Source organism: Actinomadura sp. 6N118, assembly GCF_044326415.1.
Classification (GTDB): domain Bacteria; phylum Actinomycetota; class Actinomycetes; order Streptosporangiales; family Streptosporangiaceae; genus Spirillospora.
The window spans coordinates 180,043-193,255 of sequence record NZ_JBIRAZ010000021.1 but is presented as its reverse complement, the minus strand read 5'-3'; the positions used below and the strand labels follow the sequence as shown (position 1 = coordinate 193,255).

General features: G+C 69.5%; 15 protein-coding genes and 3 pseudogenes. 9 read left to right on the top strand and 9 right to left on the bottom strand.

Going from position 1 to position 13,213, the window contains the following annotated elements; translation table 11 throughout:
- Positions 1-8 precede the first annotated feature (8 nt).
- Positions 9-1,241: a PQQ-binding-like beta-propeller repeat protein gene (locus tag ACH34W_RS41640; protein WP_395966713.1), complete on the bottom strand. Its 1,233-nt coding sequence runs from the start codon at positions 1,239-1,241 to the stop codon at positions 9-11.
- Positions 1,242-1,392: 151 nt separating this feature from the next.
- Between ACH34W_RS41640 and ACH34W_RS41635 the strand changes: the two genes are divergently transcribed.
- A complete protein-coding gene (locus ACH34W_RS41635; RefSeq protein ID WP_395966712.1) occupies positions 1,393-1,644 on the top strand; it encodes a hypothetical protein in 252 nt (83 codons plus the stop codon).
- Positions 1,645-1,784: 140 nt separating this feature from the next.
- Here ACH34W_RS41635 and ACH34W_RS41630 read toward each other — a convergent pair whose 3' ends face one another.
- Positions 1,785-2,453, bottom strand: coding sequence for a GntR family transcriptional regulator (locus ACH34W_RS41630; RefSeq protein WP_395966711.1), 669 nt, complete (start codon positions 2,451-2,453; stop codon positions 1,785-1,787).
- 55 nt (positions 2,454-2,508) lie between these two features.
- On the opposite strand from ACH34W_RS41630, the gene ACH34W_RS41625 reads away from it, so the two are divergent.
- Both ACH34W_RS41625 and ACH34W_RS41620 read left to right on the top strand, forming a co-directional pair.
- Positions 2,509-2,928: a VOC family protein gene (locus ACH34W_RS41625; RefSeq protein ID WP_395966710.1), complete on the top strand. Its 420-nt coding sequence runs from the start codon at positions 2,509-2,511 to the stop codon at positions 2,926-2,928.
- Between the two features lie 73 nt (positions 2,929-3,001).
- Positions 3,002-6,241: a DUF4132 domain-containing protein gene (locus ACH34W_RS41620; RefSeq protein ID WP_395966709.1), complete on the top strand. Its 3,240-nt coding sequence runs from the start codon at positions 3,002-3,004 to the stop codon at positions 6,239-6,241.
- 135 nt (positions 6,242-6,376) lie between these two features.
- Here ACH34W_RS41620 and ACH34W_RS41615 read toward each other — a convergent pair whose 3' ends face one another.
- The 3 genes from ACH34W_RS41615 to ACH34W_RS41605 form a co-directional block, all read right to left on the bottom strand.
- Positions 6,377-6,772, bottom strand: a complete 396-nt coding sequence (locus ACH34W_RS41615; protein ID WP_395966708.1) for a hypothetical protein — start codon at positions 6,770-6,772, stop codon at positions 6,377-6,379.
- A 116-nt stretch (positions 6,773-6,888) separates the two neighbouring features.
- Positions 6,889-7,212, bottom strand: coding sequence for a hypothetical protein (locus ACH34W_RS41610; RefSeq protein WP_395966707.1), 324 nt, complete (start codon positions 7,210-7,212; stop codon positions 6,889-6,891).
- Positions 7,213-7,318: 106 nt separating this feature from the next.
- Complete coding sequence (locus ACH34W_RS41605; protein ID WP_395966706.1) at positions 7,319-7,516, bottom strand: hypothetical protein; 198 nt, start codon at positions 7,514-7,516, stop codon at positions 7,319-7,321.
- An 80-nt stretch (positions 7,517-7,596) separates the two neighbouring features.
- On the opposite strand from ACH34W_RS41605, the gene ACH34W_RS41600 reads away from it, so the two are divergent.
- Genes ACH34W_RS41600 through cyaB form a run of 3 tightly spaced genes read left to right on the top strand, consistent with a single transcriptional unit; the run spans position 7,597 to position 8,911 of the window.
- Positions 7,597-7,968 carry a helix-turn-helix domain-containing protein gene (locus tag ACH34W_RS41600; protein WP_395966705.1) on the top strand — a complete coding sequence of 124 codons (372 nt, stop codon included), beginning with the start codon at positions 7,597-7,599 and terminating at the stop codon, positions 7,966-7,968.
- Positions 7,965-8,345, top strand: coding sequence for a hypothetical protein (locus tag ACH34W_RS41595; RefSeq protein WP_395966704.1), 381 nt, complete (start codon positions 7,965-7,967; stop codon positions 8,343-8,345). Before ACH34W_RS41600 ends, ACH34W_RS41595 begins: the two co-directional genes overlap by 4 nt.
- Positions 8,342-8,911: a class IV adenylate cyclase gene (gene cyaB, locus ACH34W_RS41590; RefSeq protein WP_395966703.1), complete on the top strand. Its 570-nt coding sequence runs from the start codon at positions 8,342-8,344 to the stop codon at positions 8,909-8,911. Before ACH34W_RS41595 ends, cyaB begins: the two co-directional genes overlap by 4 nt.
- A gap of 115 nt (positions 8,912-9,026) precedes the next feature.
- Here cyaB and ACH34W_RS41585 read toward each other — a convergent pair whose 3' ends face one another.
- Both ACH34W_RS41585 and ACH34W_RS41580 read right to left on the bottom strand, forming a co-directional pair.
- Complete coding sequence (locus ACH34W_RS41585; RefSeq protein WP_395966702.1) at positions 9,027-9,308, bottom strand: putative ATP-grasp-modified RiPP; 282 nt, start codon at positions 9,306-9,308, stop codon at positions 9,027-9,029.
- 46 nt (positions 9,309-9,354) lie between these two features.
- Complete coding sequence (locus tag ACH34W_RS41580) at positions 9,355-9,708, bottom strand: PQQ-binding-like beta-propeller repeat protein (protein WP_395966701.1); 354 nt, start codon at positions 9,706-9,708, stop codon at positions 9,355-9,357.
- Between the two features lie 301 nt (positions 9,709-10,009).
- On the opposite strand from ACH34W_RS41580, the pseudogene ACH34W_RS41575 reads away from it, so the two are divergent.
- Both ACH34W_RS41575 and ACH34W_RS41570 read left to right on the top strand, forming a co-directional pair.
- Positions 10,010-10,138, top strand: a pseudogene (locus tag ACH34W_RS41575) (NAD-dependent dehydratase); the annotation flags it as partial.
- A 104-nt stretch (positions 10,139-10,242) separates the two neighbouring features.
- Positions 10,243-10,356, top strand: a pseudogene (locus ACH34W_RS41570) (NAD-dependent dehydratase); the annotation flags it as partial.
- A 204-nt stretch (positions 10,357-10,560) separates the two neighbouring features.
- Here the strand turns inward: ACH34W_RS41570 and ACH34W_RS41565 are convergent.
- Positions 10,561-10,770: a hypothetical protein gene (locus ACH34W_RS41565; protein WP_395966742.1), complete on the bottom strand. Its 210-nt coding sequence runs from the start codon at positions 10,768-10,770 to the stop codon at positions 10,561-10,563.
- A gap of 88 nt (positions 10,771-10,858) precedes the next feature.
- Positions 10,859-11,074 (bottom strand): annotated as a pseudogene (locus ACH34W_RS41560) (DUF2617 family protein); the annotation flags it as partial.
- A gap of 124 nt (positions 11,075-11,198) precedes the next feature.
- On the opposite strand from ACH34W_RS41560, the gene ACH34W_RS41555 reads away from it, so the two are divergent.
- On the top strand, positions 11,199-13,199 hold the full coding sequence (locus ACH34W_RS41555; protein WP_395966700.1) for a discoidin domain-containing protein: 2,001 nt from the start codon (positions 11,199-11,201) through the stop codon (positions 13,197-13,199).
- Positions 13,200-13,213 lie beyond the last annotated feature (14 nt).

Sequence of the window (13,213 nt, the reverse complement as noted above, 5' to 3'; positions counted from 1 at the left end):
GCCGGGCGTCAACGCAGCGCTACCAGACCGGCGCTCGTCCGGACGTAGAGCACCCCGTCACCCGGCAGGATCGCCAGGCCGTGCTCGCGGTATTGATCGCCGAATTCGTCGACAAAGCCGGGATGGAGCACCTCCGCACCGGTCTCTGCAGTCCAACGCGATTCGCCGGTTGACGCATCGAACGCCGACACCGTGCCCGTGCTGGACGCGACGTAGACGACGCCGTTCGCCACCACCGGTGAACCAGCACAGGAGCCGAACGGACGGACCCAGCGCGCATGTCCGGACGCGATGTCAACAGCATGCAACCGGGCGCTGTCCTCTTCGGGCGGGACGTCCCGGAGAATCTCCACCAGGAACACCGTTCCGTCCAGCACCGCCACCCCCGAGTCCACCTCGTTGTCACGATCGAGGTCGGGCAGGTAGCTCCAGACTTGCTCTCCGGTCCGCGGATCGAGGCCCACGACCTGCGCGGTCCACTCGTCATCCTCGCGCGAGGCCGGCATCCACACCCGCCCCTCAGCCAGCACCGCGTGCGCCTGAGCGAAGTAGGCGACGTGCTCCTCGTCGTCCCCGTCCTCCCAGTCCTCGTCGTCCTCATCCGGAGGCTCGGCTGGGAAAGTGAGGTCACCGGGTTCGATCAAGGTCACGAGCTCTCCCGAGCTCATATCGAGCACGGCCACGCCGGTGTGGGTGTGGTTGGCCTCAAAGCCCAGCGCCGCATAGGCCATCCCGTCCGCTGAGATCGCCGGGCTCGTCTGCACCCAGCCGGACGCGTCGGTCGAGCGCCACCGTAGCCGCAGGTCAGGCAGGTCGAGCGCGCGAACCTCGTTCAGCGTGTTGAGCAGCAGAAGATCGCCGAACACGGTCGGGGAGCCGTAATCATCGAGCTTGCGGACCAGTTCTCCGGTACGCACATCGAAGACTGAGCCGTCCCCGCCAGCGAGCTCCACGAAGACCCAGGAATTCCAGACGTCGGGCGCCACCATGAACTCGGCGCGGCCATCCCGATAGCCCTCGCCGACCGTGCACCGCCACCGCAGCTCGCCGGTCACAGCGTCGAACGCGTAGAGCACCCCGGACACATCAGCGGCGAGAAGCGTGTCACCCGCGAGCACCGGAGACGCCACCACAGGCGAATCCGTCCGCGCGACCCAAGCAACCGCCGCCTTATCAGGCACCCCGGAAACCCGATACACCCCGCTACGCCCGGCATCGCCATAGTGCGGCGTGACCTCCATACCCCTCCCCAGATGATCACGATGGTGATCAAACCGTACCGAGGGAATCGTTGCGGAGGAGCACGTCCAAGCGCGGAGAACGTCCGACCTGAGCGCTATGGTGCGTTTTCATGAACACACTCCATGCCAGCCCTGACGAAACGACCCGGCCGTGAGCCGCTACCGGGGATCCGCCATCCTGATCAGCGGCGACGGAGCCGAGGTCGAGGTCTACGTCGACCTGCGCACCAAGCAGCGGGAGTGGTCCGGGACCGCGACCATCGGCGACTTCGACGCCACCGGCTCTCCCGCCCGGACGCTGAGGCTTCCAGACGGCCGCGAGGCACAGGTCACGCTCGGCAGTTCGGCAGCCTGGTCTGACGTCATCACGCTGGTCGGGAGTGGTCCGCCGCCCTTCGCCTGAGCAGGGTGAGCTCACACGCCACTCCCGTGGGCAGGTCTGGGCAGAGCGGGCTGGCGGGCAGGCACCGCCACGACCGTTACCCATGCTGAGCTGGGCGAATACCCATGCTTAGCTGGGCGAACGTTGACGCTCCGTGGCTGTCAGCTCGGATCGGTGCTCGCGGTGACGAGGTCGAAGGCGTGTCGGCGGTGGGCGGCGAAGAGTTCGAGGGCGGTCTCGGTGTCGCGGGCACGCAGCGCGGTGACGAGCTCGCGGTGTTCGCGCGGGATGCAGGCGAGATAGCCCTCGGTGCTGACGTTGATCCGGGTCAGCAAGAAGAGGTGGACCTGGCAGCGAATCGACTGCCACGCCTCCACCAGGCGCCGATGCCGGGCGGCCTCGAAGACGGCGTCATGGAAGGCGATGTCCAGCCCCACCATCTCGTGCTCGTCCACGGCGCGGTCCATGAGGTCGGCCGTCTTCTCGATGGACGCGAGATCCTCGTCAGAGGCGTGGGCCACCACCTGCCGCACGGCGAGATCCTCCAGCGCGCCTCGCAGACTGTCCAGCTCCGCGACGTCCTCGGGTGACAGCGTGGTCACCATGGTGTTGCGATGCCACTCGCAGCGCACCAGGCCTTCACGTTCCAGAAGCCGCAACGCCTCGCGCACCGGGCCACGGCTGACGCCCATCGCCGCCGACAGCTCCACCTCCCGTAGCTGCGCGCCGAGGTCGTAGACCCCACTGAAGATCGCGTCCCGAATGCGGTCGGCGACCTCGTCGGCCAGCCCCCGGCGGCGCGCGGGCGCCACTGCGACATGCTCACTCATGTCTGAATGTTAACATTAATGTCGTAATGTCAACATCCGGAAGGAACGAACCTCCATGTCCTCGATCCCTCGGTTTCACCTGGCCATGCCGGTCGACGACTTGGCCGCCGCCCGGCACTTCTACGGCGAGGTCCTCGGACTGGCACAGGGCCGGAGCGCCGACACGTGGGTCGACTGGAACCTGCACGGCCATCAGTTCGTCACCCACCTCGCGCCGGCCCGCCCCCAGCGCATCCACAACCCGGTCGACGGCCATGACGTCCCCGTTCCGCATTTCGGCCTCATCCTGACCATCCCCGACTTCCACGAACTCGCCGCCCGCCTCCGCGCCGCGGACATCACGTTCGTCATCGAGCCGTACGTGCGCTTCGAGGACGAACCCGGCGAGCAGTGGACGATGTTCCTGCTCGACCCCGCGGGCAACGCCCTGGAGTTCAAAGCGTTCGCCGACGACTCCCAGGTCTTCGCCACCTGAAGGCCCTGCCCATCCCACCAGGATGGCCGGGAAGGGGCCCGTTTGTCGGACGGTGGAGCTAGCGTGCTCGTCCATGTCTGAGAGTGCGCTCGTCATCCCCGAGCACTGGCGGAACGCCCTTCACCCACGGCGGGGAGGCACGCCCGTGCCGTCCGCCCCCATCGACCCGGGTGCCCCCGAGGCCGCGCGGAATGCCCTGGCCGGACTGCGGGACGAGGCCGAACGGCTGCTCGACCACAAGAGGAGCGTGCCCGAGCTGGTCGAGGCCGCTCGCGCGCACTTGGACGGCTCGGAGAATCCCCGGGGCGTCGCCGTCCTCGCGGTCATCGCCGCCGACAGGCGCATTGACGCCCGGGTGTTCGCGGACGCGTGGGTCGCCGAGCACGGGCTGGCCTTCGCCGCCGCGACGGCCGCTGAGGCCGCCCGTATCCGGATCGCCGACAGCGGCGCGCGACGGCACCTCGCGCTGATCCGGCACGACCAGCCCGCCGAAGCGTGGAGCATCGAGGAACCCTGCTTCGCCGCCGTCGCTCCCCGGATCCGTGCGCTCATCGCGGCCGCCGACGCGGCTGGCTACCGGGACGTGGTCGCGGCGCTGGCGGAGTGCCGCAGGGACCTGACCGGCCGGATGGCCGCCGCGTTCCTGGCACCGTCCGAGACCGGTTGGGTGGACGAGCTCTGCGACGAGTTGCCCGACGAATTGCGTCCGCTGCCACTGCGGAGGGTCCTGTGCTCGCTCGGTTCGGCGGACCAGGTCACGCGATTCCGTTCACGTGACCAACGCTGGGATTGGCTGGAGAGCCCCGACCTTTACACGGCGGCCGACGGGCTCGGCTCGGCTCTGGTGCCCGTCCTGGCCGACCTCCTCAGCTTCGGGGGCGAGTCGGACCGTGCGCTGGAGATCTTGGCCGCCCTGCCGTCCGACGAGGCGCTGGAGTTCCTGGTGGGACGCCTCGGCAAGAACGGCGTGCACGCGGCCGTCGTCGAGGCCGCGCGGCGCTTCCCGGAACGCGCACGCCGGATCCTCGGTGACGCCGCGAGGTCCGACAGGGCGGCGGTCTCCCGGTACGCAGCGCGCCTGCTGGGTGGCCAGGCCGCGATCGAAGCCGGGTGGGCTCCCGAGGCCGCTCCGGGGGGCCTGCCATCCCTGTTGGTCGATCCACCCTGGGCGAAGAACCTCCCTGACCGGACGCCCGTCGTCGTGAAGGGCCTCCAAGCCCCGGCGGACCGCACGGTCGCGTGGGAACCGGGCGAACGCGAACAGTGGGCCGCTCTCCCGGCCGACGAGAACGTCGACTGGGATAAGGAGATCAAGCTCTTCCGGGACCGCAACCTGCCTTCCGAACGGCAGTGGGCCCTGTTCCTGTCCGGCCCGGAGGAACGCGTTCGACCCCTCCTCGCCTGGTGGAGGCCGAGCCTGACCCTCCCCGAACCGGCACGACTGAAGCCGGTGCTGGCGCGCTTCTCCGAGGACGCCGTCCCGGCCGCGCTGGACCTCGCCGAGTGGCGGCCCGCAGTGTCCGCGGAGTTGCTGCTGCCGTTCTGCGACGCCCAGGTCACCGCACTGATGGCCGCCTGGCGGCTACGACGCCCGGCGCTGCGTCCCGTCGCGGAACGCTGGTTCGCGCGGCACGCGGCGGCCGCGGCCCACGCGCTGGTCTCCACCGCACTCGCCGGGGGCAAGAGGGTCGCCGATCGCCGGGCCCGCCGCGACGCGGAGATGGCGCTGGTCCACCTTGCCGTGCGTGGGCGCTCCGCCGAGGTCCTGGCGGCGGCGAAGGAGCACGGCGGCCCCGCCTCGGATGCGATCGAGGCGCTGGTCTCGCTCGATCCCCTGGTCGCCGCCCTCCCCACCGAGATCCCCGATCCCCCGAACTGGCTCGACCCGTACCTGCTCCCTCAGGTGCTGCTGCAGGACGGGCGGGCGCTCCCCGGCGCGGCCGTCGCCCACCTGGTCACGATCCTCACCGTGTCCCACTTGGACGATGTCCACCCGGGCATCGAGACGGTGCGGGAGGCATGCGACCCCGGCTCCCTCGCCGCGCTGGCGTGGGAGATCTTCCAGCAGTCCACGCTGCGCGGCCGGGGCGGCGGCCTGGGCGACGAGGGCTGGGTGCTCACCGCGCTCGGCCTGTTCGGGAACGACACGACGGCTCGCGAGCTGGCTCGGGTGATCCGCGCCTGGCCGGGCATGAACGGCCATCTCCTGGCCGTCGCGGGCCTCGACGTACTGCTCGCGATCGGCACCGACACCGCGCTGGCCCAGCTCAACGGCATCGCCGAGCGGATCAAGTACAAGGGCCTCAAGGGCCAGGCGCGGGAGCGCATCGCGGCGCTCGCCGCCGACCGCGGGCTGACCGGCGAGCAGCTTTCCGACCGCCTCGTCCCCGGCCTGGGCCTGAACGCCGACGGCACCCTCGTCCTCGACTACGGCCCGCGACAGTTCACGATCGGGTTCGACGAGCAGCTCAAGCCGTACGTGCTCGACCAGGACGGGAAGCGCCGGGCAAGCCTTCCCAAGCCGGGCGCGCGCGACGACGCGGAGCTGGCCCCCGCGGCGCACAAGCGGTTCGCCACGCTGAAGAAGGAGGTCCGGACGGTCGCGGCCGGTCGGCTCGAGCGGCTGGAACGGGCAATGGTCGCCGGGCGGCGCTGGACGGCAGACGAGTTCCGGGAGCTGATCGTCGAGCATCCGTTGGTCTGGCACCTCGCTCACCGGCTGCTGTGGACCACCGGAGACGGTCGCACGTTCCGAGTCGCTGAGGACCGCACGCTCGCCGACCTCGATGATGCCGAGGCGCGACTTACCGGCAGCGATTCCGTCAGGCTCGTCCACCCCTTGAACCTCACCCCGGACACGCTCGCGGCCTGGTCTGATGTCTTCGCCGACTACGAGATCATTCAGCCGTTCCCCCAGCTCGGCCGCCCGGTCCACGCACTGACGGACGCCGAGCGGGCCGGGACCGAACTGGGCCGGTTCCGCGACGTCACCGTCGCGGCCGGCGCGGCCCTGGGCATGGAGCGGCGCGACTGGGACCGCGGCGACCCGCAGGACAACGGCATCATCTTCTGGATCTCGCGCCGCCTACCCGGTGCGCGGACGGTCATGGTGGCCCTCGACCCGGGCATCTCGATCGTCGACCCGAGCTACTGGCCGGAACAGCGAATCGAGTCCGTCCGAATCATCGACGGCCACGTGCCGGGCCACCGTGCCGACTCCCGGCTCGCGACCTTCGCCGACATCGACGCGATGAGCGCCTCGGAGCTCCTGACCGACCTGCTCCACCTCACCGAGGGCCGCACGGCGACCTGACCGGGCCGGCCCCGGTCCGCCAAGTGACGGGGAGGGCAGCAAACCACCCTCGCCCTCCCCGCCGTGGTCGTCGCCGAGCTACTCGGCCACGCCCGGCTCGACACCACCCGCCGATACGGGCGTCTTGCTGTGGGTTTAGGGCAGGGCGAACGTCAGCGCTGCCACGTCTGAGGGGTCGCCGTGGTAAGTGATGGTCTGCTTCCCTTGGCCGATGCGCATGCGGAACTGGTCAGGGCCGGGGTGGCCCGCCTGCGCCCACGCGTCCCAGGTGTTCTCGATGGCATCCCACAGGTGCATCGGGCCGGCCTGCTGGACATGCCAGATCCGATCCTGGCGGGTGAGCGTGGCGGCCGAGCCGTCGGTGACGTCGACCAGGTGCAGGACGTCCTCGCCGCCACAGACCAGCTGCGCGCCCGGGGCGCCGTCCTTCCCCTCGGAGCTGGGAGAGCCAAGTGCCCGTTCGTGTTGCCCTACTGAGCAGGTACGAGACGCGCAAGAACACCTAGGGCGCTCCCCGAGCACGATGCGCAAAGGTGCGCCTCTGCATGCAATCCGCAGCGATGTGCGGGAAGCAGCCACGAAGGGCGTACAACAGTGCGTCGAATGGCCCTTCGGCGCTCAGCCGGATGGACTCCACGTTCGTCTCCCTAGTGGGCAGCGCCGCTGACCAGCGCGGCCCACCACTGGTCGGCGAGCTTGCGCCGCACCCGCGGAGTCTCGTGCAGCTTGGGAGTGCCAAGCGTCGCATCGGTTCGGCGGATCGCGAACGCACCGCCGATCAGCAGGTACTCGTACGACACGACCCGGCACCTATGGCATGTCGACTCCATTATCCGGGCCGGATCGAGCGGAGCGTAGACCGGCAGCCAATCGAGCTCCCAGGCACCCGTCAGCGGAGCTCGCGCGTGCCGTGCGACGCAGCCCTCCAGCTCGGCCTTGGGGCCGTGCCGGACGCTGCTGGCAGCGGTCATCACCGGACACCGCTGAGGGGGATGGTGGCGTGGCGGCCGCGGGCCAATGGAGCTGGGGACAGCGCCGACACCGCGGCCGCCACGCGTCTAGGGACGCTGAGAGGGGTCATCGCCGCACTCCGAGCGCCGCGCGTCGTATGCGGACGACCGCGCACTGGTCTTCCAGGTCCTCCCAGTGGTCCGCCTCGATGACCACTTCCGTGTCCGTGAGGAGCACCGCCCGCAGCCTGCCGCCGGCGAGCGGATGCACGGCGAAGTCCGGAATGCACTTGGCCCACTCGACGGGCGGGGTCGGCGTGGTCATGCTTCGACCGTGCCGCACCTGGCCGTGAGGGCTCGATCCCTCAGCGGGTATCTCACCGTGAGATGTGTTCTCATCGTGAGATGGACGACGCGAAGTACGGCCCCGTCGAGCTGCCCACCCGAGCCTGGGCACTCGACGAGGTGCGGGCCGCCCTCGCCGCGCGGGACACCACTGCGATCCTTCGAGCGGCCCAGCAGCACGCCGGCGTCAGCCAGACCCGATTGGCCATTGCGACCGGACTCGGACAAGGCCGCTTCAACGAGATCTTCAACGGCAAACGAACGGTCACACGGCTGGACGTGTTCGAGCGCATCGCCGACGGCCTCACGATGCCCCGACCACGCGCGCGCCCTGCTCGGCTTGGCGCCCCGCCGCGTCGCCGAGGTCACCACCCTCACCGGGCACGCCGAAATCGCACGCGTCTTCGCCAGCCAGGCAGACGTAGCACGTGAACTCCGCGAGCGGGCCGCGACCACCGAGGTCGTGGATATCCTCGCCGTCCGCGTTCATTCGTGCCGAGGAGATCGCCGAGTCGCCAGACTCATTCCGGGCCGGGATCCGGCTCTCCCTCGCCCGGCTGGCCGAGCTGCATGGACACGCGTACGTGCAGCTGGAGGTCCGCTTGTACGACGAGCTCCCGACGTGGCGGATGATCGCGTTCGATGACGTCCTCTACCTCAGCGCGTTCGGCGCATCCCACGAAGGGCACCGCTCCGGGATGTACAAACTCACCGCGGCCACTGACGGCGTCTTGCACGCGGGGTTCCGGCGGCAGTACGACGACATGTGGCGCCGCGCCCGGCGCCCGGAGAGGACAATGAGCCGGTGATCGAGGCCGAGCTGAAGGCGCGCGTACGCGACCCCGAAGGACTCCGCGAGCTGCTCCGTCAACGCGCCCTTGAGGAGCTGAGCGTCTACCAGGACACCTACTACGACCGGCCGGACGGATCACTCACGGCAGACGGACGCGAGCTCCGCGTCCGCGTCATCGACCGTTCAGGTACGCGCCGGACCCTCCTGACCTACAAGGAGCCCGCCGTCGATGAAGCGTCCGGCTCCAAGCCGGAGCACGAGACGAAGGTCGCAGACCCTGCCGTGATGGACACCGTGCTTCGGGCGCTCGGCGCCGTCGAGTACGTCCAGCTGACCAAACGGTGTGCGAACTACAGGTTCACCGAGCGCGGGCGGGACATGCTGGCCACGGTCGTCACCGTTCCCGAGCTCGACGGGGTGTTCATCGAACTGGAGACGATGGCTGGCGCGGACGAGCTTGACCATGCACTCGCTGACGTGCGCGCTGTGCTGGTCGACCTGGGCGTCACAGACGACGATCTGACCACCGAGCAGTACACCGATGCCGTTGTACGGGCACGCCGCGCTCGTTCAGCGCGGTGATGACCAGGTCGGCGGTCACGTCCTCCACACTGGTGACCACGGCGGGCTCGTCCATCCGGTCGCTCACCCTGCAGCTCACAGCGTCGGTGTAGCTCGAACTGCCGCTCACCGCGGGTCAGTCCGACTCGTAGTCGGTGGTGTTGTCGTCTTGGGTCTGCGGCTGCGGCTTGTCGCCGTCCCCGCCGCCCGACATCGTCCCGGTGCCCTTGGTCTTGTTGGTGCCGTGCTTGCCCATCTCGACCACCTGGCCGCTCGCGTCGAGGAAACGAGCAGTCTGGGTGGCCGGGTCCAGCACCACCCGGGTGTAGGGCAGCGGGGTCACTCTGCGGCGTCCCCGGCGGCGGGGCACACCGTCGTCCGGGCCGCCCCTGGATGCAGCCGGTCGGTCATCCTGCATGGAATCGGGGCGGGTCGGTGACCGGGTCGGCGGACTCGCGAGGAATCTATCCGCTTTCGATTTCTCCGGTACGAACGTCGAAGACTGAGCCGTCCCCGCCCGCGAGTTCCACGAAGACCCAGGAATTCCAGACGTCGGGCGCCACCATGAACTCGGCGCGGCCATCCCGATAGCCCTCGCCGACCGTGCACCGCCACCGCAGCTCACCGGTCACAGCGTCGAACGCGTAGACCACCCCGGACACATCAGCGGCGAGAAGCGTGTCACCCGCGAGCACCGGAGACGCCACCACAGGCGAATCCGTCCGCGCGACCCAAGCAACCGCCGCCTTATCAGGCACCCCGGAAACCCGATACACCCCGCTACGCCCGGCATCGCCATAGTGCGGCGTGGCGTCCATACCCCTCCCAACGTGATCACGATGATGATCAACCGTACAGTCCTCCCACCCGCAGCCGGGGTCGGGCACTGCAGCAGGTGATCCGCCCGCAGCAGGGGATCCGGCCCCGTGGCCGCGACCGCGGAGGCTACCGGCGGCCGCACTCGAACCCTCGCAGCCCAGCAGCGTCGATCGGTGGCGCTCCGTTGCCGTCAGCTTGGGTTGGGGGGCGCGGTGACGACGTCGAAGGCGTGGCGGCGGTGGGTGGCGAAGAGTTCGAGGGCGGTCTCGGTGTCGCGGGCGCAACTGGGAGCGACTGAAGGTGTTCCAGATCGGCGCCGCGGGAGGCGTCGGCCGCAGGCTCGCCCGCCTGCTGGCGAATCGCGGTGACGAGATCACGGGTATGTACCGCAGCCCGGCCCAAGCCCACACCGTTCGTGAATCCGGCGCGGTCCCGCTCGCCGGGGACCTGATCAGCGACTCGGTGGAGGACCTGGCGGGCAAGGTCCCCGGCATGACGCGGTGCTGTTCTCCGCAGGTGCGCACGGCACCGGCATGGACAAGACCACCCTCATCGACGGCGAGGGCGCACGAAAGGCCATCGAGGCGGCCGTCCTGGCCGGGGTGCCGCGGTTCGTGCTCGTCTCGGTGTTCCCCGACGCCCTGCGCGGCGGCGAGCGCAACGAGGGCTTCGAGCACTACATCAGGGTCAAGAAGACCGCCGATAAGAACCGGCAACCGGCCAGGCCGAGCGCCCCCAACCCCACGCACACCACCCCATCGACCTGCGACTACAGAATGGACGATCTTCACTTCAAATGCGTGTCCTTGCTCGCGCGAGACCCTTGGTCGCGACGGCCTGGTGAGTCGGCTTCAGCGCGGGTCGGCGGCGAAGGCGAAGGCTGCGGCCCGGTCCCGCAGCAGGGCGGCGAGGCCGGGAGAGTCGATCACCTCGAAGGGCCATCGCACCCAGAGCAGGCCGCCGGCGAGGACCTCGAGACGTACGTCGGCGATGCGCCAGTGTGTCGCTGCTTGACCGGTGGCGGTCGTCGTCGGGGCGAAGTCCGTGGCGAAGCCACCCATGTACGCCTGTACCTGTTCGATCGGGGCGTGGATCAGGATCGTCGCTGTATGTTTCCAAGGCGGGGCGCCGAGCTGGCTGGTGACGAACGGGAGCGGGCCTGGGTGTGCGGGGGAGGGCCGCGACGGTCTCGACGAGCGGACCGGCGATCACCTGGTGGCCGGCGACGGTGAGGCGCAGGCCCACGGTCATGTTGCCGACGGTGACGGTGCTTGCGTGCAGGGCCGGGAGGGGTGGCTCGTCCGGGGTGATGGCCATGGCACCGGCTCCTTCTCCGGTGTACGGCACCTGCAGCGTGGTCAGCATCGGGTGATCGTACGCGCCGGGGAAATATTCCGGAGCGCCTGCTTAGGCACCAAGAAGATCACTAGTATCCCGTGTGTCCTTGAAAAGGCGACTTGCGGGGGAAGGCGATCGGGTGCTGCGGGCGATGAAGGTTATGGCGGTGGCGGCGGTGCCCTTGGCCGCCCTGACGGCGGTCGTGGTGGCGCAGGCCGGGACGCAGGAGCAGGCCGGGACGCGGGCCGCTGCGCAGGCTCCGGTGCGGTATGTGAAGGCGACGGTGGATCTGGCCGCCGCGAGTTCCGGTAGCGGTAGCGCGCGCTACGTCCTCGACGACCGCCGCGGCACCCGCTGGTCCGCCAACGGCACCGGGCAGTGGCTGCGACTGGACCTCGGCACCTCCCAGCGCGTCAGCCTGGTCAAGCTCGCCTTCCACCAGGGAAACACCCGCCGCACCCGGTTCGACCTGCAGACCTCCGCCGACGGCAAGACCTGGCGAAAAGTCTGGTCAGGCCGCAGCAGCGGCACCACCCTCGGGCCCCAGACGTTCGACACCACCGATGTCACGGCGCGGTACGTGCGGTATCTCGGCCGCGACCAGGTCAACGCGATCACCGAAGCCGAGGTCCACGTGCCCGCCCGTGCCGCCAAGCGCCTGTCGCTCGGCGCCGACGGCAGGCTCGTGAACGTCCCGTACCCGAACCAGGACCAGATCCCCGACTTCTCCCGCGCCGGGTACGGCGGCGGCGGAGTGGCGCTGCCGACGGTGCCGGTACGCCGCACGGTGACGCCGCCGGCGGGCGGCAAGGACGCCGGCGCCGCCATCCAGAGCGCGATCGACGCCGTCAGTGGCCTCGCGCCGGACGCGGCCGGTTTCCGCGGCGCGGTCCTGCTCAAGAAGGGGACCTACAACATCAGCGGCCAGGTCCTCATCCGCACCGGCGGCGTGGTGCTGCGCGGCGAGGGCGACGGCAGCAAGGGCACGGTGCTGCGGGCCACCGGCACCAGCGACCGGACTCTGATCAAGGTCGCGGGCAGTGGTCAGCGCGCCGAGACGCCCGGCTCCCGGCGTCCGATCAGCGGCTCCTACATCCCGGTCGGAGCGCGGAGCCTCAACGTGTCCGACGCCTCGGCATTCAACGTGGGTGACAACGTCGTCGTAGTCCGTACCCCCAATCAGGAGTGGATCGACTCCATCGGGATGGACGCCTGCAAGACCAAGGGCACCGCGTACGACACCTCCGACGTCGCCGGCCAGACCTGTCTGAACACGGTCGCGTGGACACCGGCCTCGCGCACGATCCACTACGAGCGCAGGGTCACCGCCAAGAGCGACAACCGGATCAGCCTCGACTCCCCTGTCGTGGAGGCCTTCCAGGCCAAGTTCGGCGGCGGCGCGGTCTACGCGTACGGCTTCCCTGGCCGGATCGCCAAGGTCGGCGTGGAGAACCTGCGCGCGGTCTCCTCGTACGCCTCCAACACCGACGAGAAACACGCCGGCTACGCGGTCAACATGGGCAATGTCGAACACGCCTGGGTCCGCAACGTCACCTCACTGCACTTCATCCAGGGCACCTTCTTTGCCGGGCCGGGGGCCCGGTACGTGACCGTTCAGGACAGCGCTTCTTTGGACCACAAGTCCCAGATCACCGGGGGCCGGCGCTATCCGTTCTCGGTCAATGGGGCCTCTCACGTACTGGTGATGCGGGTGTACGCCAGCACGGGACGGCACGACTTCGTCACTGGGGCCAACACCCCCGGACCGAACGTCTTCCTCGACAGCCGGGCCGAGAAGTCCAACTCCGAATTGGGGCCGCACCACCGCTGGGCCACCGGCTCACTGTTCGACAACGTGGTGCACAACAGCACCACCGGTAAGAAGAACATCGGCACCTACAACCGAGCCGACCTGGGCACCGGCCACGGCTGGTCGGGCGCCTACCAGGTCTTCTACAACTGCCTAGGCGACACGCACAAGCTGTCCAGTCCTCCCGGTGCGCGTAACTGGTCCATTGGCTGCCGCGGTACGACCAAGAAGGGCACCGGCGAGTACGACGCGTTCGGCGGTCCGGTAGCGCCGTGGAGCCTTTACCTACAGCAACTCCGCGACCGCCTAGGCACCCAGGCTCTCCGCAACATCGGCTACTGACCCACCCGCCAGAC

Coding starts and splice junctions, on each gene's coding strand:
- ACH34W_RS41640 (WP_395966713.1), bottom strand. CDS start 1,241: ATGGAGGTCACGCCGCACTATGGCGATGCCGGGCGTAGCGGGGTGTAT.
- ACH34W_RS41630 (WP_395966711.1), bottom strand. CDS start 2,453: ATGAGTGAGCATGTCGCAGTGGCGCCCGCGCGCCGCCGGGGGCTGGCC.
- ACH34W_RS41625 (WP_395966710.1), top strand. CDS start 2,509: ATGTCCTCGATCCCTCGGTTTCACCTGGCCATGCCGGTCGACGACTTG.
- ACH34W_RS41620 (WP_395966709.1), top strand. CDS start 3,002: ATGTCTGAGAGTGCGCTCGTCATCCCCGAGCACTGGCGGAACGCCCTT.
- ACH34W_RS41610 (WP_395966707.1), bottom strand. CDS start 7,212: ATGACCGCTGCCAGCAGCGTCCGGCACGGCCCCAAGGCCGAGCTGGAG.
- ACH34W_RS41605 (WP_395966706.1), bottom strand. CDS start 7,516: ATGACCACGCCGACCCCGCCCGTCGAGTGGGCCAAGTGCATTCCGGAC.
- ACH34W_RS41600 (WP_395966705.1), top strand. CDS start 7,597: ATGGACGACGCGAAGTACGGCCCCGTCGAGCTGCCCACCCGAGCCTGG.
- ACH34W_RS41585 (WP_395966702.1), bottom strand. CDS start 9,308: ATGCAGGATGACCGACCGGCTGCATCCAGGGGCGGCCCGGACGACGGT.
- ACH34W_RS41580 (WP_395966701.1), bottom strand. CDS start 9,708: ATGGACGCCACGCCGCACTATGGCGATGCCGGGCGTAGCGGGGTGTAT.
- ACH34W_RS41565 (WP_395966742.1), bottom strand. CDS start 10,770: ATGGGTGGCTTCGCCACGGACTTCGCCCCGACGACGACCGCCACCGGT.
- ACH34W_RS41555 (WP_395966700.1), top strand. CDS start 11,199: ATGAAGGTTATGGCGGTGGCGGCGGTGCCCTTGGCCGCCCTGACGGCG.